The 3045-nt window shown below is 62.7% G+C and carries 2 protein-coding genes; one reads left to right on the top strand and one right to left on the bottom strand.

Features of this window, described 5'->3' with window-relative positions:
• Window positions 1-1724, top strand: a 1724-nt coding sequence (locus tag ACXJ7R_RS28855) for a tetratricopeptide repeat protein (protein WP_457154802.1), incomplete at its 5' end; no start/stop codon positions are given.
• 608 nt (window positions 1725-2332) lie between these two features.
• Here ACXJ7R_RS28855 and ACXJ7R_RS28850 read toward each other — a convergent pair.
• On the bottom strand, window positions 2333-3045 hold a 713-nt coding region (locus ACXJ7R_RS28850), incomplete at its 5' end, for an MFS transporter (protein ID WP_457154801.1).

Here is a 3045-nt window from a genome sequence, read left to right as displayed (position 1 = left end):
GGTCTCTGCCTTCGTGGAGGGTCGAAATGATTGACGCGGACGAGATACGCTGCCTGACTACCCCTTCTCCCGCCGCTGCGTTGGACCGCTATGACGGCGCAGCGACTGCTGATCCTGCAACATCGCGCTCCGATGAAATCCACCGCGAGTTGGACCGCGTGGTGGATTCCGTTCGGTTCGACGCGTCAGAGCGCAATCGGCGGTTCCTTGCATATGTGGTCGAAGAAGCGCTGGCAGGCAGGGGAGGGCGCATCAAGGCATACAACATCGCGACCGAAGTGTTTGGCCGCGACGTCAACTTCGATCCCCAGCTTGATCCGGTGGTACGGATGGAAGCCCGCCGGTTGCGCAGATCGCTTGAGCGCTTCTATCTCACCTGCGGCGACAACAGCTCGATCAGGATTGCCATGCCGAAAGGCGGCTATGTGCCCGAGTTTCAGACTGCTGCCCTCTGGTCACCGTCAGCTGGTGACGCACAGGCGAATGCCCCCAGCGAACCGGCTGGAACGGAGCGCGCGTCGACGATCCTTGTGGCGCCATTTGATGCCGAAGGCGATCAATCTATGTTCCTGCATTTCAATCGCGGATTTGCCGAACAGGTCACAATCGGTCTAGCTCGTTTCCCCGAAATCGCCGTCTTTGAACGGCCTTCGGACGCGCATTACGCATCGGCGGCAGCCKGTGAGCAACGCCGCAATGCGAATGGGGAGTTTGTCCTGAGCGGCAGCACCGCACTCTTCGCCGGCTCTCTCAACGTGAAAGCCGTTCTAGTTCAAGCGCGGACCGGGCGGGTGCTCTGGGGGCAGAGCTTCGAACGAGACCTCCAATGCGGGAACGTGCTGAGCATCCGCGACGAGGTGGCGAATTCGCTCGTGCGCGCGTTGGCACAACCCTACGGCGTCATCAGCAGCATAGCCAATGCCGCTGCCCAAGCGAAGGAACCGCGGTCCCTAAGTCCTGTCGAGTGCGTCATCAGGTTTTACGAGTACAAGCGGACCTACCGGAGGGACCTCTTTTCAGGTGTGCGTCAGTGTCTCGAACGAACCGCAATCACCAACCCGGATTATGCCGAGGCGTTCGCCTGCCTGTCTCAACTGTACACCGATGGGCATCGGTTTGGGTTCGCACCCACGGAGTCCCCCTCTGGACTGCGCCGGCAGGCCATAGAGCTTGCGGATAGGGCGGTCCAACTGGCTCCCGATTCCAGCCGCGGCCATCATGCTCGGGGACTGGCTTATTGGTTTGCTCAGGACGTGCCCGCCAGCCTGAAGGCCATGCAGATGGCCCTCGCCTTCAACCCCAACGCGACAGACATCATGACCGATCTGGGTCTGATCTGGTCCTTGCTGGGTGAATGGGGCAAAGGAGTTCCACTGCTCGAGAAGGCCTCCGCACAACAACTGTCGCGGCTCGGCGCCAACTGCGTGGGATTGTCCCTCTATCATTTCGTGAACGGACGCTACGAAGAGGCGCTGGCCGAAGCGCGTGATGTGGACATGCCGGACGTGACGCATGGCTTTGTGGCCCGAGCGATCTCCCTCGTTCGCCTAGGGCGGAAGGAAGAGGCCGCCCGGGCTGTCCAGAGGATTGTTGAACTCGCTCCTTGTCGCGGCGGCGGCATTCTGGCCGACTTGGCCGGCGTCAACGCCAATCCCGACCTGGCCGACAAGGTCTTGGCAGCATTGCGAGAAGCCGGGCTTTCGACGGAGGTCACACGCCACTGAACCGTGTGACGAGGGCGCGGATCGGCGGCATTCGAACGACATCCTTGCGGCTCGGAGTTCGTCGCCGTCGCGGCGATGAGTTCTTCCTCCTGTCCTTACCCGCTCGCTGGTGGCACATCCACTGCACCTTCGCGACCAGCGCGCCGAACTGGCCCGATGCCGATGGCGCCGATTGCCAGCATCTTATCGGCCACCAATGTCACTTGCTCGGAAACGACAAGGAGGCCCCACGGCTGCCATAGCGAGTCCGGCCGACACGTCGCTACGCAACCAGCCCAGTCGATAGCCTGAGAGGCTCGTAAACACCGGCAACCGAGGAGCCGCAAGAGTCCAGCCAACAATCTCGCGCTCGCGCGGGCTGGCGGTCGCGCCTATCCCGCTATCGCCGGACTGCCCCCCGAGACCGGCATCTATGCCAGCATCGCCCCACTGATCGCCTACGCCGTGTTGTCATCGCCCGATGACAGGAGGTCGAGGGTGCCGTACGCAAGCAAGGCCGCCACCACATCTGGTGCCTGAAGGAGGCGGACAGCCAGTCTGATCGTAGTCCGCGAAACGGGCTCAGTGCGTCTGCTCGACCCGAACTATGCTGCCGCGCATGCTTTGTTTCACTCTGCGGCCGGGACGGTGCGTGGATCGAGCCGCAGCGACTCGGGCGTGACAGCCCGTTCGGCCGGCAGTGTCCTGAACGCCCCCTTTGCAGCCTGCGATACCGGAGCGCGGCGGCTGATACGCAGGAGAGCATATGCGGCGAGCACTGCGTGAGGGAGGGCCGTTGCGAGGAACAGGCTCTCCGGTCGCATCTTGGTCATCACCGCGGCTCCCAGCATCGGCCCGACAATTGTGCCGAACCCATAGAATAACAGCAGACCGCTCGACACCTTGACGAACTCGTCCGGGCGGGCGTGGTCGTTTGCATGCGCCACTGCGACCGAATAGAGGGTGTAGGCCAGGCCCCCGTAGGCTGCGGTGGTGACAATCACGAGTGCCGCCGATCGTGGCTGGAGTACGAAGATGAGAAGTCCGAATGCGGCCGCTCCGACCGCCGCGCCCGCCAGCACAAAGCGGCGGTCGGTGATGTCGGACAGCCGACCCGCGGGAAACTGGAGAGCGGCACCGGCGAGCACAACTACGCTTGCCATCAGTGCAATACCCGCGTTGCCAATTCCGATGCGGGCACCATAGACGGCTCCGAGCGTCCCCCAGGCTCCGTTGGCAATACCTGTCATGAGGCAGCCGACCAGAGCGATCGGGGAAGTAGCATAAAGACCTTTCAGATCGAGAGTGACATCCTCAAGCGGTTGCGGTGTCACTGCCGATG

The sequence above is a fragment of the Mesorhizobium sp. P5_C1 genome, from assembly GCF_054049815.1.
This window is presented reverse-complemented; position numbering and strand designations above follow the sequence as displayed.